The following is a 13,818-nucleotide window of genomic DNA, read 5'->3' on the forward strand; positions in this document are numbered from 1 at the left end:
CGAAGGCTGCGATCTTTTGCTTTTGCCTCACCGCAAAATAATCAAATGCCCCACGACGCTGTGCTGCTCAAACCCCAACACCCCCTGCAGCGAATTCAACACCACTTGCGGATCCTTGCTCGGAAAACTCCCGCTGACCCGCCGCGCCGCCAGTTCATCATTGAGCAGCAAAATCCGCCCCGGGTAATAGCGCCTCAGGTCTTGCACCACTTGCGCCAGGCTCGCCTTGTAGTAATTGAGCCAGCCCTGGCGCCAGGCCAGTTGCGCTTCACTGTCCACCGCATGCAGTTTTTCCGCCGAGCCCTCGCCATACGCCACTTGCTGGCCAGCAGTGAGGATTTGCTGCTCGGCATTGCGCTGCGCCGTCACGCCAACCCGCCCGGACAAGACGGTCACTTGCGCGCCACGGGGTTGCAGGCGCACTTCAAATTGAGTGCCCAGCACCCGCGCCTGGCCCTTTTCGGCCTCGACTACAAACGGTTCGCCGGTATGGGTCACGCTGAAAAACCCGGCGCCGCGACGCAGTTGCACATGCCGCTCGCCGCGGCTGAAATCCACGGCAATCGCGCTGTCGGCATCGAGGGTGACCTGGGATTGATCGGCCAGGGTGACCGTGCGCATTTGCCCCGGCGCCGAGACGTAGTCCGCGCCCAGATCATCAGCCCAACGCAACGGCTGCCAACCCGCGCCGAGGCCGACCATCAACAACAGGCACGCGGCCATCGCCAACGCACCGGACCACCGCCATACGCTGGAGTGCTGCGAGCGGTTCATCGCGTTGAGATAGCCCTGCAAGGCAAACGCCTCTTCGTCGGCCAAGGTCCTCGCAGGCACTTCACTTAACTCCCACAGCACTTGCGCCCGGGCATACGCCTCGGCGTGGGCGGGATCGGCCTGCAGCCAGTGACTGAACGTGAGCTGATCACCACTGCCGGGTTGATCGTGCAGCAATCTCAGCCAGGCGAAAGCGGCCTGTTCCTGGGCGGGCGTCGGGGTGACCCGTTCGGCGTGGTTCACGGTGCGTTCCCTGGCGTGCGCGGTTCGGGTTCCCGCAGGCTGGCCTTGCAGGCGTCGAGGGCGCGCATCATATGTTTTTCCACGGCGCTTTGGGACAACCCCATGGCCTTGGCAATTTCGGCGTACTTGCGGCCGTGAATGCGGTTGAGCAGGAAAATCTGCCGCGTTCGCTCGGGCAAGGCGCGCAACGCGGCTTCGACGTGACGTAAATCGTTGCCCGCTTCCAGCGCGGCTTGCGGTTCGCTGCCTTGGCTGTCCGGCGCATCGGGCATCCAGCCTTCGTTGACCCGCACCCGCGTACCTTCGCTGCGCAGATGATCAATGGCGATGTTGCTGGCGCAACGCAGCAGATAAGTGCTCAATTCTTCAACCTGCACCACTGGCCGACGCCAGAAGCGCAGGAACAAGTCCTGCACCAGATCCGCCGCCGTTGCCCGGCAGCCGACGCGACGATTCACCAACGCTTCCATTTGCGAACGCTGGGACAGGAACACCTGAAGAAAATGCGCGCGGGCGCCACGGTGTTCATCGTCATGGGATTGCGCAGGGTCGGTGATCATCAAATCAGCACTGCACAAACCGGGCTGGCGAGCAGGCTCAGCGCCGCCAATGACAAAGTCAGGCGCGGGCGATACGGCAGCAGCAAGACCAGCAGCAACGCGCTGATCATCAACACCGCGAACCACTCCACCAATCCGAGGCCCCACCCGGTCGTGGACACCGCCACCCATAATGACAAGGCCAGCACCAGCCAGCCGCCGAACCTCATGACTCGCCGACGCGGGGCCGAAGGCTTGCGTCCCAACAGGTCGGCGTGATGCCGGTCCATCGATAAACAGAGTGCGGTGAAACCGCCGTAACAGAGCAACAGGGCCAGCAACATTCAGGTCACCTCTCGCTCAAGGGTGACAGCGCGGGCACGCTGACGGGGAACGACTCCAGCTTGCCCGGCGCGCTGCATTTTCCATGCAGCCCAAGCCAGGAACAGGCCACTGCCCAGGCACGTCAGATCGAAACCGGCCATCATCCAGTCACCTTGTACGAGCGATACGCCCAGGCTATTGGGCGTGGTCAACGCGTTGAGCAACGGCACCGAGCAAAACAACACAGCCGCCAGCGCCAACTGTTCAACCCAGGCTTTGCGGCCACGGCGCAGCAGCGCATGCAGGATGCTCAGGCCCCAGACAATGAAGAAACTGTTTACTTCCCAATCCGCCCGTTCAGCCATGCCCGCCGGCAACAACCGATTGGCCCAGAAGAAGGCGGCCACCGCGACCAGCAGTCCGGACATGCTGGCGATGTTCAGCACTTCCACCAGGCGTAACTCGAAGGGCAGCACAGCGCTTTTGGCATGCTTGAGCTGCCGCTTGCCAAGCCAGATCACCAACCCGGTACCAATCATCGCCGTGCCGGCCAAGCCGCAAATAAAGTACAACCAGCGCAGCACCGGACCGGCGAAATGGCCCATGTGCAAACCATAGAACGCGCCGGCAATCGCCATCGGAATCGGTTGCGCGGGTGTCTTGCCGAGCAGTTCCCCGGAGACCCCGTTGAAGGTCACTTCACGGCCAAAGTCGTAGACCACACCTTCAGCGCCATCTCGCTCCAGAGTCACCGAAGCATGCGCATCGCCCGGATTGTTCACCGCCAGGCTCCCGGCCTGTCCGCCAGCCCACTGCTCGCGAGCCGGCTCCAGGAACGTTGCCAACGGCCGCAGTCGACCCGGCTTGCCGGCGGCTGACGGCGTATTGGTCGCGGGGTACACCTCACCAAAAAAAGCGTCAGTGTCACCTTTGTAAGTCGCGAGGATGCTGGCCGGCATCACCATCGACATGAAAATCACCAGGCTGCTGTAAGTGATCATCAGGTGAAACGGCAACACCAGCACGCCCACCGCGTTGTGCCCGTCAAGCCAGGAGCGCTGGCCCTTGCGCGGGCGGAAGGTGAAGAAGTCCTTGAAGATTTTCTTGTGGGTGATGATCCCGCTGATCAGCGCGACAAACATCACCATCGCCGCCAGGGTCGCCAGCCAGCGGCCCCATGGATAGGGCATTTGCAGCTGGAAGTGGAAACGATAGAAGAACTCGCCGCCCAAGGTAGACCGCGGCTGCACTTCGGCGCCGGCTTGTGGATCGAGGGTTATTTTGCTGAATTGGCCGCGCTTGCCCGGTTCGGCCGGGGCTTGTTGCCAGCGTAGCGACAGGCCGGGATCGCGGGTGCTCGGCAGTTCGATAAGCCAGCGCGATGCGCTTGGGGCGTGTTGCTGGAGATAGTCCTGGGCCAGCGTCAGGCTGGCTTCGGCGGACACCGAACGCGCCGGGATTTCCGGCTGCATCCAGTGGGTGATCTCAGCCCTGAAATACGCAAGGGTGCCGGTCAGGAAAATCGCGAACAGCAACCAGCCAAAAATCAATCCGGTCCAGGTGTGCAACCAGGCCATGGCCTGACGAAAGCCCTCTTTCATGGGTGGCCCATCCAGTACGCCAGCCCCGAAATGGCGGCCAGTACCAAGCCTGGCACGATCAGACCGAACCACGCCTGCCAGGCACTGCGAGCGGCAAAGCACCAAAGCACTGCCACCAGATACACCAGAAACGAGGTCATCATCCCGGTGACCACCGCTTCGGCGCGGGCCATCGGCAATAACAACGTCAGGCTGACGCTCGCCAGCGCCGCGACGACATAACCACCCAGCACGGCAGCCAATACCCGCGAAGTAACCGCCAGTCTGCAGGAAACGGGGAGCGTGCTGATTTTGCCTTTCATGTTTCGACCTTGAAACCGGGTGAAGTCCAGTGAATGTCACGGAACCAACAAGGCCGCAATACTAATGATAAAAATTCTCATACGCAAAAAAGTCCGATGAGATCGCCTTTCGCCGTGGCGACCTGAGAACACCGGAAACAAAAACGGGCCTGCATAAGCAGACCCGTTTGTCAGTGGAAAGGTAAAAAGTGAATCAGGCCTCAGCCGTTTTGCGCAGCCTGTTCGTTCTCGAGAAACTCTTCTTCCAGCAGCACGTCAGCATGTGCGCCCCTTTCAAAGGGGACTACAGCGGCACGTGGTTTGCCCCGCAGTTTGCCGAACAGGTGATCCAGCGCATGTTCCAGTTTGGTGGCCGCCCCGTCGATCGCTTGTTCAAGGGTATCGGCTTTATGGGTCACAGAAATTGGTTGATGGCCTTTAGGCCGCGCTTCCAGCTGGCAGCGCATGTCATGCGGTCCGGGCTTGTCGCCGTTTTCATCCCGCAGGTGAACCTCGACCCGGGTCAGGTCCTCTTCATAACGTTCGAGCGTGCTCTCAATGGTAGTACGTACCCACTCCTCCAGTCGGATGCTGCTTTGAATATGGTTATCGCTGTTGACTTGGATTTGCATAGTTCATCCCTTATTTCAGCTAGCTCGCGAGAGGCCGGTCGGCTAGCCCTTGGGCGTCATCGCCGTGACCTCTTACTTACACAATCGGTCTGTGCGCAGAACATTTCAACCCCTAAAAAAGATAAATTTTCATACGCAAAAAAAGCCGGACAAGGAGCAAAAGCGCTGTTAAGGTCGGGAGTTGGGTCGATTCACTTCTTTGTCACAAATGCTCACATCTGCTGCTCCGCCAATGGGTGCAGACTCCTGAAAATTCCCGCCTCTTCCACCAGCCAATCATGCACCGCACGCACGCCCGGATGGCTCAACGTCCCTGGCGCATAGAGCAGCACGTAGCGTTTGTGATTCGGTACCGCCAGCCCGAACGGCACAATCAACGTGCCCCGCTCCAGCTCATCGTTCAGCAATGTTCGCCGCGCAATCGCCACGCCCATCCCGGCAATCGCTGCCTCAATGGTCAAGTGATTGCGATTGAAGGTGTGCCCGCGCCGCACGTCGGCGCCTTCGAAGCCGATGGCATTAAGGTAGAACTCCCACTCTGCGTACTCGTAACTGCCGCGCCAGGCCGTGATGTCGTGCAGCAACGGAAAATGCACCAGGTCCGCCGGGCCGTGCAGCGGTGGGCGACCGCGCAACAGGCTCGGGGCACAGACCGGGAAGATCTGCTCGTCGAGCAAGGCTGTGGATAACAAGCCGGGGTAACTGCCGTCATTCAGGTCGATGGCCAGGTCGAAGTCGCCTTCGTGCAGCGGCACGCTGCTGTCCTCGGCCACCAGGCGCAATTGAATGTCCGGGAAGCGTTGCTGCAACCGGGGCAGACGCGGGGTCAGCCACTTGCTCAGGAACGACGGAATCGAGCGCAGCCGCAAAATCCCGCTGATCATCCCGGCGTCCAGTCGTCGCAATTCTGCATCGATGCTGCCGTATGCCTCGTTGACGGTGATGGCCAGCCGCTGGCCTTCGGCACTCAATTCCACACCGCGCGCACGCCGGTGAAACAGCCGGAAGCCGAGGCGCTCTTCCAGCTGTCGGATTTGCTGGCTGACCGCACCCGGCGTGATGTGCAGTTCTTCGGCGCAACGGGTGAACGACAAATGCCGCGCGGCACAGGAAAACACGTGCAGCCAGACGTAGGTCTGGGCGTGCAATTGACGACTCATCGTTTAGTCCTGCTAAAGGCTGTCTTAGGAAGTTTCGTTGGTCACGTAGGACCGAGGTGGGCAGTATCGCCGACATTGCGCTTGTCCTACAAAAATGGCAGCGATTTCTCTTCCATTGCTTGTATAGGCTTTAGCATGGCTATCAGTGTTTTCGATCTCTTCAAAGTCGGCATCGGTCCGTCCAGTTCCCACACCGTCGGCCCGATGCGCGCCGCCGCGACCTTCGCCAAAACCCTGATTGACCAGGATTTACTGGCTGACGTACGGCGGGTAGAAGTCCGGCTTTACGGCTCCCTGTCGGCGACCGGCGTCGGTCACGCCACCGACCGCGCCTGCGTCATGGGCCTGATGGGTGAGTGGCCGGACAGTATTGATCCGACCACCATCGAAAGCAGAATCCACACGCTGCGCGAGACCGGCGAATTGTCGCTGGCCGGCAAATCGAACATTGCCTTCAACTGGCAACGCGATCTGCTGCTGCTTGACGAGAGCCTGCCCTACCACCCCAACGCGATGTCTCTGACAGCCTTCGGCGAAACCGGCGAACTCTACGAGCAAACGTACTACTCGGTCGGCGGCGGTTTCATCATCGAGGCGGCCGAAGCCGAGTCCGGCATTGCGCCGACCAGCGACGTGGTGCTGCCATACGATTTTTCCAGCGCCGCCGAATTGCTCAAGCTCTGCAACCTGCATGGGTTGCGGGTTTGCGAGTTGATGATGGCCAACGAACTCGCCTGGCGCAGCGAAGCCGAAATCCGCAAAGGCCTGTTGCATATCTGGTCGGTGATGCGCGAGTGCGTCGAGCAAGGCCTGCGCCACGAAGGCATCCTGCCCGGTGGTCTGAATGTTCCGCGCCGCGCGGCGAAATTGCACCGCAGCCTGTTGGAAATCGGCAAACCGAATGTCATCACCTCGACGCTGTCGGCGATGGAATGGGTCAACCTGTTCGCCCTCGCCGTGAACGAAGAAAACGCCGCCGGCGGACGGATGGTCACCGCCCCTACAAACGGTGCGGCGGGGATCATTCCAGCGGTGTTGCACTACTACATGAAATTCAACCCGGACGCCTCGGACGATGACGTGATCACGTTCTTTTTGAGCGCGGCGGCTGTCGGCATTCTCTGCAAGAAAAACGCGTCGATCTCCGGTGCCGAAGTCGGCTGCCAGGGTGAAGTCGGATCGGCGTGCGCCATGGCCGCCGCCGGTCTGGCTGACGTGCTCGGCGCCACGCCGGAGCAACTGGAAAACGCCGCCGAAATAGGCCTGGAACACAACCTCGGCCTGACCTGCGACCCGGTCGGCGGTCTGGTGCAGGTGCCGTGCATCGAGCGCAACGCGATTGCTGCGGTGAAAGCGATCAACGCCACGCAAATGGCCCTGCGCGGCGATGGCAAGCACTTCATTTCCCTGGACCGGGTGATCCGCACCATGCGCGATACCGGCGCCGATATGCATGACAAATACAAAGAGACTTCACGAGGCGGCCTGGCGGTGAGCTGGGTGGAGTGCTGAGGAGCATTCCCTGACCTTTTAAAACGTGAGCCCGAGCAAGAATAATAACGAGGCCGAAACGATGACCGATGTACCTGCTGCCGATAATCCTGCTGTAGACCTGACACGCAATACCGAAATAACCGACAAAGGCTGGAACACATTCGACACCACCTGGATGCTTGGCCTCTACGGCACGGCGATTGGCGCGGGCACATTGTTCCTGCCGATCAATGCCGGGGTCGGTGGTTTCTGGCCGCTGCTGGTGCTGGCAATACTGGCGTTCCCGATGACCTTTTTCGCCCACCGCGGCCTGACACGCTTCGTCCTGTCCGGGCGCTCGGGGGACATCACCGACGTGGTGGAAGAACACTTCGGCGTCGGTGCCGGCAAACTGATCACGCTGCTGTATTTCTTCGCGATCTTCCCGATTCTGCTGGTGTACAGCGTGGCGCTGACCAACACCCTGAGCAGTTTCATGGAGCACCAGTTGCACATCGCGCCGCCGCCCCGGGCGATTCTGTCGCTGGTGTTGATTCTCGGCTTGATGGCCATCGTGCGTTGCGGCCAGGGCGTGATCGTCAAATGCATGAGCGTGCTGGTTTACCCGTTCGTCGCGGCATTGCTGCTGCTCGGTCTCAGCCTGATCCCGAACTGGAACGGCGCGTTTTTCGCCACGGCCAGCGAAGGCATGCCGCTGCCGTTGTTCTTCAAGACGTTGTGGCTGGCAATTCCGGTGATGGTGTTCTCGTTCAACCATTCGCCGATCATCTCCGCGTTCGCCGTCGATCAGAAACAGCGTTACGGCGAGCAGGCCGAGCGCAAGAGCAGCGGCATCCTCGCCATCGCCCACGCAATGATGGTGGTGACGGTGATGTTCTTCTGCTTCAGCTGCGTGCTGGCGCTGTCCCCGGCGGATCTGGCGGCGGCCAAGGCGCAGAACATCTCGATCCTGTCGTACCTGGCCAACCACTTCCAGACCCCGGTCATCGCTTACGCCGCGCCGTTGATCGCGCTGGTGGCAATCACCAAATCCTTCCTCGGCCATTACATCGGTGCCAGCGAAGGTTTTCAGGGGCTGATCGTGAAGAGCCTGCGCGGCCGCGGCCGGGTGATGTCGGCGAGTTGGCTGAATCGCGCGACTGCGCTGTTCATGATTCTCAGCTGCTGGGCCGTGGCCACGTTCAACCCGAGCATCCTCGGCATGATCGAAACCCTCGGCGGACCGATCATCGCGTGCCTGTTGTTCCTGATGCCGATGTACGCCATCCGCCGCGTACCGGCCTTGCGCCAGTACTGCGGACAGGCCTCGAACGTGTTCGTGGTGTTGATCGGTTTGATTGCACTGTCAGCGATCATCTATTCATTCCTGCCCTGAATCGGGCAGGCAAAAAGCAGGCGGGTCATGGTGCCCGCCTGCTTTTTTCCGTGATCATTGTTCGACAGTTTTCCCGGCATGCCCCTTGCTTTGCCCTATGTAGGAGCTGCCGAAGGCTCGGGCCGCGTTCGGGCGATCTTTTAAAAGATCGCAGCCTTCGGCAGCTCCTACAAAAGCGATGATGGCGATATGGCTATGGAATGCCGATGGTCCGGTATTGCGAACCAACCCGATCATGGCCGGTCAACAACTGCACGTTCAATCAGGCGGTGACGCACCATGGACAACCCTTTTCAGCTCATTACCGATGCCTTTGCACCGGATTATCAGATCAACCTGAGCATTCAGGGTCTGGACGGCAGCATCATGCTGACCCTGTCCAACAGTGGCCGCGTGGTCGCCAAACGGATGATCAGCGCCGAACAGCGCAATGACCCAAAACGCCTCAAGCGCCTGGTGCAAAGTATTCAGTTCGGCATCGCCATCGAACAAGGCCACAGTGCCGTGGCGATCCTTGAAGCGATGACCGACGGCGACAATCGCAATCTGCCGCCGCCACCAGTCAAAGGCCAGCCCCGCATCGCGTTCGGGCTTTAAAGCTCGCCCTTCTCCACTTCTGGATGCTCACCGGAACCCGCGCCGATCTTGCGTTGCGGGTGTTCGATCTTCACCGAGGGAAATTGCGACGAGGCATATCGCACCACCAGAATCGAAAACGCCAACAGCAGAATCCCGCCGCACAGGTAGATGATGCCGATGTCCGGCGGGTTGTGGTGCGAGACGTTGGAGATCAGCAAACGCGTCAGTGCGGTGATCGCCACGTAGATCAGGAAGCGCACCGGCATGTGGTTGGTCTTGAAGTAGATCCCGACCATCGCCCCCAGTTCCAGGTAGATGAACAGCAGCAAGATGTCATCGATCTTGATGTGCCCCGCCTCGATCATCTGCAAAAACTCCATCACCGCCGCCCATGCGGTCACCGCACCGATGGCGAACAACGCCGCGTAGTGAAAGGTCTCGACGAACAGGTTGCCCAGGGACTCGGCCAGTTGATGCACATTCTGCCGCAGGTTCTCGGCCCAATTGATTTTCACGATGATTCTTCCTTAGCTCGGTTCGAGCGGATGATGCGGGTTGGACGTGACGGTTGTTCAGCATGCAGAAAAAAGGCCAGAGGCTGTGAATTGAGATGATAGCCAGGTGAGATGAGGCACGTCGGCGGTGTCTGGGCCCGCGAATGGAGCGCCAAGGTATCCCTGACAAACGCCAAATTCGGTCTACATTAAAAAGCCACTACCCAAAGCGCAGGGATTCGCTTATCCTTTTAGCTGTATATAGATACAGTAGTCGCAAAGACAACTTAATGTGAAGGCATGTGAGGTGGTGAATGGCCGTCGAAGTGGTATACCGCAGCAGCCGAGATCTGGAGCGCTTGTTCATGGATAAAGCCGAAGCTGACCGTCATGACAAAATGCTCGAACTGGCCGAATTGCTGGCTGAAGTGTTGCAAAAAGCCGTTCCGTCCCTGAGCGAGCAGCAAGTGGAAGAAGCCGGGATCTACATGGCGAAGAACCGCGATGTGTTCGCCAAGGCGTTCAAGAGCCAGCCGGACGCACTGTCCGAGTTGCTGAGCGCGCCTGCTGAAGTGGTGGAACCTGTCGAGGTGGCTGAGGCCGCCGAACCGGTCAAGCCTGCGAAGGCAGTCAAAGCCGTCAAGTAAGCAACACCCGAATTGAATAGGCCCTGAGTCGAATGGCTCAGGGCCTTTTTAATATCCGAAAATCAAAAGATCGCAGCCTTCGGCAGCTCCTACAGTGTTTTGTGTGCACCTGTAGGAGCTGCCGAAGGCTGCGATCTTTTGATCTTGATCTTCAAAATCACCGATACAAAACTTTTTCCGCCAACTCATCCGCCACTCTTGCTGGGGAGCGCTTCTCCGCCTGGGCATGGGCAAAGACTTCGGTCAACCGCGAACTGATTTTCGACAGGTGCGCCGTGATGGTCGGCAGCTCTTCACCACGATGTTTGAGCGACACGTAGATCAACCCACCGGAATTGATCACATAGTCCGGCGCATACAGAATCCCTCGCCGTTCAAGCTGATCGGCGATGTCCAGATGCGTCAGTTGATTGTTCGCCGAGCCGGCCACCGCCGAGCACCGCAGTTGCGTCACGCTGTGGCTGTTGAGCACACCGCCCAGACCGCACGGCGCGAGGATGTCGCACGGGGTGCTGAGCAGCGCATCGTTGGCAATCGGATGCGCGCCGAGTTGCTCCATTGCCAATTGCACCTTGCCGTGATCGATGTCGCTGACCAACAGTTCGGCGCCAGCGGCATGCAGCTGTTCTGCGAGGGCATAACCAACGTTGCCCAGGCCTTGGATGGCCACACGCAAGCCTTCGAGGTTATCGCTGCCGAGCCGGGCCATCGCCGTGGCTCGAATGCCGGTGAACACCCCCATCGCGGCATGTGGCGCAGGGTCGCCCGCCGAGGTGGTACTGGTGACGTGCTGGGTCTGTTGGGCGATGCAATCCATGTCCGCCACCGAGGTGCCGCTGTCGATGGCGGTGATGTAGCGGCCGTCGAGCTGATTGATGCAACGCCCGAAGGCTTCGAACAGCGCCGCACGGTTTTCGACATGGACCGGGCGAATAATCACCGCCACGCCGCCGCCCTGAGCAAGTCCGGCCAAAGCCGCCTTGTAGCTCATGCCTTGGGCGAGGCGCATGGCGTCCTCGACTGCGGATTCGTCGCTGGGGTAGGCAAGGTAACGACAACCGCCCAGGGCAGGCCCCAGGCGACTGTTATGAATGGCAATCACCGCCTTCAACCCGGTGACCGGGTCTACGCTCAGGTGCAGCGATTCAAGGCGAGTGCTTTGCATGAGAGCGAACATCGTCGGGCTCCCGAATCACTTCTTGTAGTCGCCAGTATAGGCTTGCGCCTGAAAATTGCTGAAGCGCACCGGAATAAGCAGCGGGCCTTTGAGGGCTTTCGGACATAACCTGCAACCGCCTGTGTACGGCACTGGACGAAAACCTGTGGCGGGGCTAAAACGAGGCATGCCCCGGAGATTTTGATGACCCCGCGCCAACGTTTTTTCGCCTGCCTGCAACGTTCGCCACCCGCCCTGTTCGAGGCGGCGCTGTGGATTGCGGCCGAACACGATGCCGAGATGAACATCGAGGCCGTTCTGGCAGATTTCAAGGACTTGCAACAACGGGTCAGCTCAGGCCTGCCGATGCTACCGGTGAGCGAACTGGCCCAACCGTTGTTGCGCCGCATGAATGACCTGGGGTTCGCCCAGGACGACTTCACCCCGTTGCGCCCGCAAGTGGCGTTGATCAACAAGGTGCTTGAACGTCGTCGAGGCCAACCGCTGGCGTTGGGGCTAATTGCACTGGAACTGGCCAGAAGGCTGGAGATCCCTCTGGTCGGGGTCAACTTCCGGGGCATTTCCTGCTGCGGGTGCAGGGCGCCGATCACCTGCTGGATCCCTGCGGCGGGCGCCGGTTGTACCCCAACGACTGCCGCGACCTGCTGCAACGTCAGTACGGCCCGAACATCAAACTCAACGCCGAGCATTTGCTGACGGCGGAACCGGCGCACATGCTCCAGCGCCTGTCACGCAACCTGCGCCAGTTGCACCTTTCCAGTGATGACTACATCGGCGCCCTGGTTGACGCCGAACGTGTTCTGGAACTCGGCAACGGCAGCGCCGCCGATTACCTGGCCCGGGCCAGCCTCTATCAACGCCTCGATTGCCCGAATGCCGAACGCTTTGACCTGGAGCATGCGTTGCTGCTCAGTGACGACCCGATCCAGCGGATTCGCCTCACTGAACGCTTGGGGCACCTGCCACCAAATTCTGTGGTTCATTAAACGCAAAAGATCGCAGCCTTCGGCAGCTCCTACAGGGTGTACGCCGTCCCAATGTAGGAGCTGCCGAAGGCTGCGATCTTTTGATCTTCAAGGTTTAACCACCACCCCCGCCGGATTACCCGATATCGCATCAACCGGCGAGCGCACCTGGATAATGAACAACGCTGCAATCACCGCCGGTATCGCGCAGAAGAAGAAAATCTGCTGCACCGGGATGTGCATCGCCAGCAGCATGCTGCCAAACAGCGGCCCGAGGATCGAACCGAAACGTCCCACGCCCAGCGCCCAACCGGTACCGGTGGCACGTACCTGCGCCGGGTAGAAGTTACTGGCGAAAGCGTTGAGGGTCAGTTGCCCGCCGATGATGCAGAACCCGGCGGCAAACACGCTGGCCACCAGATAACGCGGATTGTCGTGATTGAGGCCCAGCACAATGGTGCACATCGCCGCCGCAGCCAGCACGCACGACAGCAGGCGCACTTTGCGTTTGAGGCGGTCGGCGAACCAGGCCATGCAGATCGCACCGATGGTCCCGGCGAACAGGAACATCGAGGTTACCAGGTTGGCTTCATTGAGTTTCAAGCCACTTTCCAGCAACAGCGTCGGCAACCAACTGATCATGAAATACAGCAGGATCAGACTGACAAAAAACGTTGCCCAGATCAGCAGGGTTGGCCGCGCATAACCATGGCGAAACAACTCCAGCACGGTCAATTTGCTGCCCTGCTCCTGTTCGTTTTGCGCAATCGAAGCAGCGGGTGGTTGCCAGTCCGGCAACATCCGCGCGGTGACTTTGCGCAAGCGTGCGTAAGGTGGTGCATCGCGAAGTAAACGCGGCAGGGATTCAGGAAGGAACCAGGCCAGAAACGGGAACAGCAGTAGTGGCGTGACACCCCCGGCGAGGAACACCGCTTGCCAGCCGAAGCTGTCGATGAAGCCCGCCGCGACAAACCCGCCCGCGGCACCGCCGAATGAAAACCCGCAAGCGGCCAGCGTCACCATCAAGGTGCGCAGTCGTGGCGGCGAATATTCCGACATCAGCGCCATCGCGCTGGGCATCGCCCCGCCCATGCCGATCCCGCAAATAAATCGCGCGGCCATCAGGGTATTCAGGGAATTGGCGAACACCATCAACACCGTGAGCGTGGCGTAGATCAGCACGCAACACAGCAGAATCCGTCGCACGCCGAAGCGATCCGCCAGCGGAGTGACAGCGAGTGAACCCAGGGTCAGGCCCAACAGGTTGGCGCTGAACACCGGCCCGAACGCGGCTTTTTCCAGGCCCCAATCCTGGGCCAGGGCCGGCACCACGTAACCGAGGACTTGCGCGTCGTAACCGTCGGTCACCAGCAGCAATGCCAAAAGCAAAAGGAGCAACCACTGATATCGAGACACAGGACGGACGTCGAGTGCCGCCCGGAAGCTGGCAATCTGGTTGTGCATCGCAAGGTACCTGTTTTGTTTTTATGGTTTTGATGCAACCGGGGCTCCCACAGTGAGAATCGCGGTGAA

14 protein-coding genes and 2 pseudogenes are annotated in these 13,818 nt (G+C 60.1%); 5 read left to right on the forward strand and 11 right to left on the reverse strand.

What is annotated here, in order from left to right; translation table 11 throughout:
- Positions 1 to 27: 27 nt before the first annotated feature.
- The 7 genes from JFV26_RS23355 to JFV26_RS23385 all read right to left on the reverse strand — a co-directional run bounded on the left by JFV26_RS23355 (position 28) and on the right by JFV26_RS23385 (position 5,554).
- Positions 28 to 1,017, reverse strand: a complete 990-nt coding sequence (locus tag JFV26_RS23355; RefSeq protein WP_201195715.1) for a FecR domain-containing protein — start codon at positions 1,015 to 1,017, stop codon at positions 28 to 30.
- Entirely contained in the window at positions 1,014 to 1,577 is a 564-nt protein-coding gene (locus JFV26_RS23360) for an RNA polymerase sigma factor (RefSeq protein WP_201195717.1), read from the reverse strand. Before JFV26_RS23360 ends, JFV26_RS23355 begins: the two co-directional genes overlap by 4 nt.
- Complete coding sequence (locus JFV26_RS23365) at positions 1,577 to 1,900, reverse strand: DUF3325 domain-containing protein (RefSeq protein WP_201195718.1); 324 nt, start codon at positions 1,898 to 1,900, stop codon at positions 1,577 to 1,579. Before JFV26_RS23365 ends, JFV26_RS23360 begins: the two co-directional genes overlap by 1 nt.
- Complete coding sequence (locus JFV26_RS23370) at positions 1,901 to 3,481, reverse strand: PepSY-associated TM helix domain-containing protein (protein WP_201195720.1); 1,581 nt, start codon at positions 3,479 to 3,481, stop codon at positions 1,901 to 1,903.
- Positions 3,478 to 3,783 (reverse strand): DUF3649 domain-containing protein, encoded by a 306-nt coding sequence (locus JFV26_RS23375; RefSeq protein WP_201195722.1) that lies wholly within the window; start codon positions 3,781 to 3,783, stop codon positions 3,478 to 3,480. Before JFV26_RS23375 ends, JFV26_RS23370 begins: the two co-directional genes overlap by 4 nt.
- Before the next feature lie 200 nt (positions 3,784 to 3,983).
- On the reverse strand, positions 3,984 to 4,394 hold the full coding sequence (locus JFV26_RS23380) for an HPF/RaiA family ribosome-associated protein (RefSeq protein ID WP_149418217.1): 411 nt from the start codon (positions 4,392 to 4,394) through the stop codon (positions 3,984 to 3,986).
- A 212-nt stretch (positions 4,395 to 4,606) separates the two neighbouring features.
- The gene (locus tag JFV26_RS23385; RefSeq protein ID WP_201195724.1) at positions 4,607 to 5,554 is read right to left on the reverse strand and encodes a LysR substrate-binding domain-containing protein; all 948 of its coding nucleotides are present in this window, start codon (positions 5,552 to 5,554) and stop codon (positions 4,607 to 4,609) included.
- Positions 5,555 to 5,689: 135 nt separating this feature from the next.
- Between JFV26_RS23385 and JFV26_RS23390 the strand changes: the two genes are divergently transcribed.
- Complete coding sequence (locus JFV26_RS23390) at positions 5,690 to 7,066, forward strand: L-serine ammonia-lyase (protein ID WP_201195726.1); 1,377 nt, start codon at positions 5,690 to 5,692, stop codon at positions 7,064 to 7,066.
- Positions 7,067 to 7,127: 61 nt separating this feature from the next.
- Complete coding sequence (locus JFV26_RS23395; RefSeq protein WP_201195728.1) at positions 7,128 to 8,423, forward strand: serine/threonine transporter; 1,296 nt, start codon at positions 7,128 to 7,130, stop codon at positions 8,421 to 8,423.
- A gap of 54 nt (positions 8,424 to 8,477) precedes the next feature.
- Here JFV26_RS23395 and JFV26_RS23400 read toward each other — a convergent pair whose 3' ends face one another.
- Positions 8,478 to 8,660, reverse strand: coding sequence for a hypothetical protein (locus tag JFV26_RS23400; protein WP_201195730.1), 183 nt, complete (start codon positions 8,658 to 8,660; stop codon positions 8,478 to 8,480).
- A 42-nt stretch (positions 8,661 to 8,702) separates the two neighbouring features.
- Between JFV26_RS23400 and JFV26_RS23405 the strand changes: the two genes are divergently transcribed.
- Entirely contained in the window at positions 8,703 to 9,020 is a 318-nt protein-coding gene (locus JFV26_RS23405) for a DUF3509 domain-containing protein (RefSeq protein WP_201195732.1), read from the forward strand.
- Here JFV26_RS23405 and JFV26_RS23410 read toward each other — a convergent pair.
- The gene (locus tag JFV26_RS23410; RefSeq protein WP_201195733.1) at positions 9,017 to 9,517 is read right to left on the reverse strand and encodes a phosphate-starvation-inducible protein PsiE; all 501 of its coding nucleotides are present in this window, start codon (positions 9,515 to 9,517) and stop codon (positions 9,017 to 9,019) included. The genes JFV26_RS23405 and JFV26_RS23410 overlap by 4 nt on opposite strands.
- A gap of 293 nt (positions 9,518 to 9,810) precedes the next feature.
- On the opposite strand from JFV26_RS23410, the pseudogene JFV26_RS23415 reads away from it, so the two are divergent.
- Positions 9,811 to 10,065 (forward strand): annotated as a pseudogene (locus tag JFV26_RS23415) (YebG family protein); the annotation flags it as partial.
- Between the two features lie 235 nt (positions 10,066 to 10,300).
- Here JFV26_RS23415 and JFV26_RS23420 read toward each other — a convergent pair.
- A complete protein-coding gene (locus JFV26_RS23420) occupies positions 10,301 to 11,320 on the reverse strand; it encodes a Glu/Leu/Phe/Val dehydrogenase family protein (RefSeq protein WP_201195737.1) in 1,020 nt (339 codons plus the stop codon).
- 183 nt (positions 11,321 to 11,503) lie between these two features.
- Between JFV26_RS23420 and JFV26_RS23425 the strand changes: the two are divergent.
- Positions 11,504 to 12,306: pseudogene (locus JFV26_RS23425) on the forward strand (SirB1 family protein).
- A gap of 87 nt (positions 12,307 to 12,393) precedes the next feature.
- Here the strand turns inward: JFV26_RS23425 and JFV26_RS23430 are convergent.
- Positions 12,394 to 13,749 carry an MFS transporter gene (locus JFV26_RS23430; protein WP_201195740.1) on the reverse strand — a complete coding sequence of 452 codons (1,356 nt, stop codon included), beginning with the start codon at positions 13,747 to 13,749 and terminating at the stop codon, positions 12,394 to 12,396.
- Positions 13,750 to 13,818 lie beyond the last annotated feature (69 nt).

The organism is Pseudomonas sp. TH31 (assembly GCF_016650815.1).
Taxonomy (GTDB): Bacteria; Pseudomonadota; Gammaproteobacteria; order Pseudomonadales; family Pseudomonadaceae; genus Aquipseudomonas.

Excerpts from the sequence above, each read along its gene's own strand:
- JFV26_RS23375 (WP_201195722.1), bottom strand. The coding sequence starts at position 3,783 with ATGAAAGGCAAAATCAGCACGCTCCCCGTTTCCTGCAGACTGGCGGTT.
- JFV26_RS23400 (WP_201195730.1), bottom strand. The coding sequence starts at position 8,660 with ATGATCGGGTTGGTTCGCAATACCGGACCATCGGCATTCCATAGCCAT.
- JFV26_RS23380 (WP_149418217.1), bottom strand. The coding sequence starts at position 4,394 with ATGCAAATCCAAGTCAACAGCGATAACCATATTCAAAGCAGCATCCGA.
- JFV26_RS23430 (WP_201195740.1), bottom strand. The coding sequence starts at position 13,749 with ATGCACAACCAGATTGCCAGCTTCCGGGCGGCACTCGACGTCCGTCCT.
- JFV26_RS23370 (WP_201195720.1), bottom strand. The coding sequence starts at position 3,481 with ATGAAAGAGGGCTTTCGTCAGGCCATGGCCTGGTTGCACACCTGGACC.
- JFV26_RS23420 (WP_201195737.1), bottom strand. The coding sequence starts at position 11,320 with ATGTTCGCTCTCATGCAAAGCACTCGCCTTGAATCGCTGCACCTGAGC.
- JFV26_RS23385 (WP_201195724.1), bottom strand. The coding sequence starts at position 5,554 with ATGAGTCGTCAATTGCACGCCCAGACCTACGTCTGGCTGCACGTGTTT.
- JFV26_RS23405 (WP_201195732.1), top strand. The coding sequence starts at position 8,703 with ATGGACAACCCTTTTCAGCTCATTACCGATGCCTTTGCACCGGATTAT.
- JFV26_RS23360 (WP_201195717.1), bottom strand. The coding sequence starts at position 1,577 with ATGATCACCGACCCTGCGCAATCCCATGACGATGAACACCGTGGCGCC.
- JFV26_RS23365 (WP_201195718.1), bottom strand. The coding sequence starts at position 1,900 with ATGTTGCTGGCCCTGTTGCTCTGTTACGGCGGTTTCACCGCACTCTGT.
- JFV26_RS23395 (WP_201195728.1), top strand. The coding sequence starts at position 7,128 with ATGACCGATGTACCTGCTGCCGATAATCCTGCTGTAGACCTGACACGC.
- JFV26_RS23390 (WP_201195726.1), top strand. The coding sequence starts at position 5,690 with ATGGCTATCAGTGTTTTCGATCTCTTCAAAGTCGGCATCGGTCCGTCC.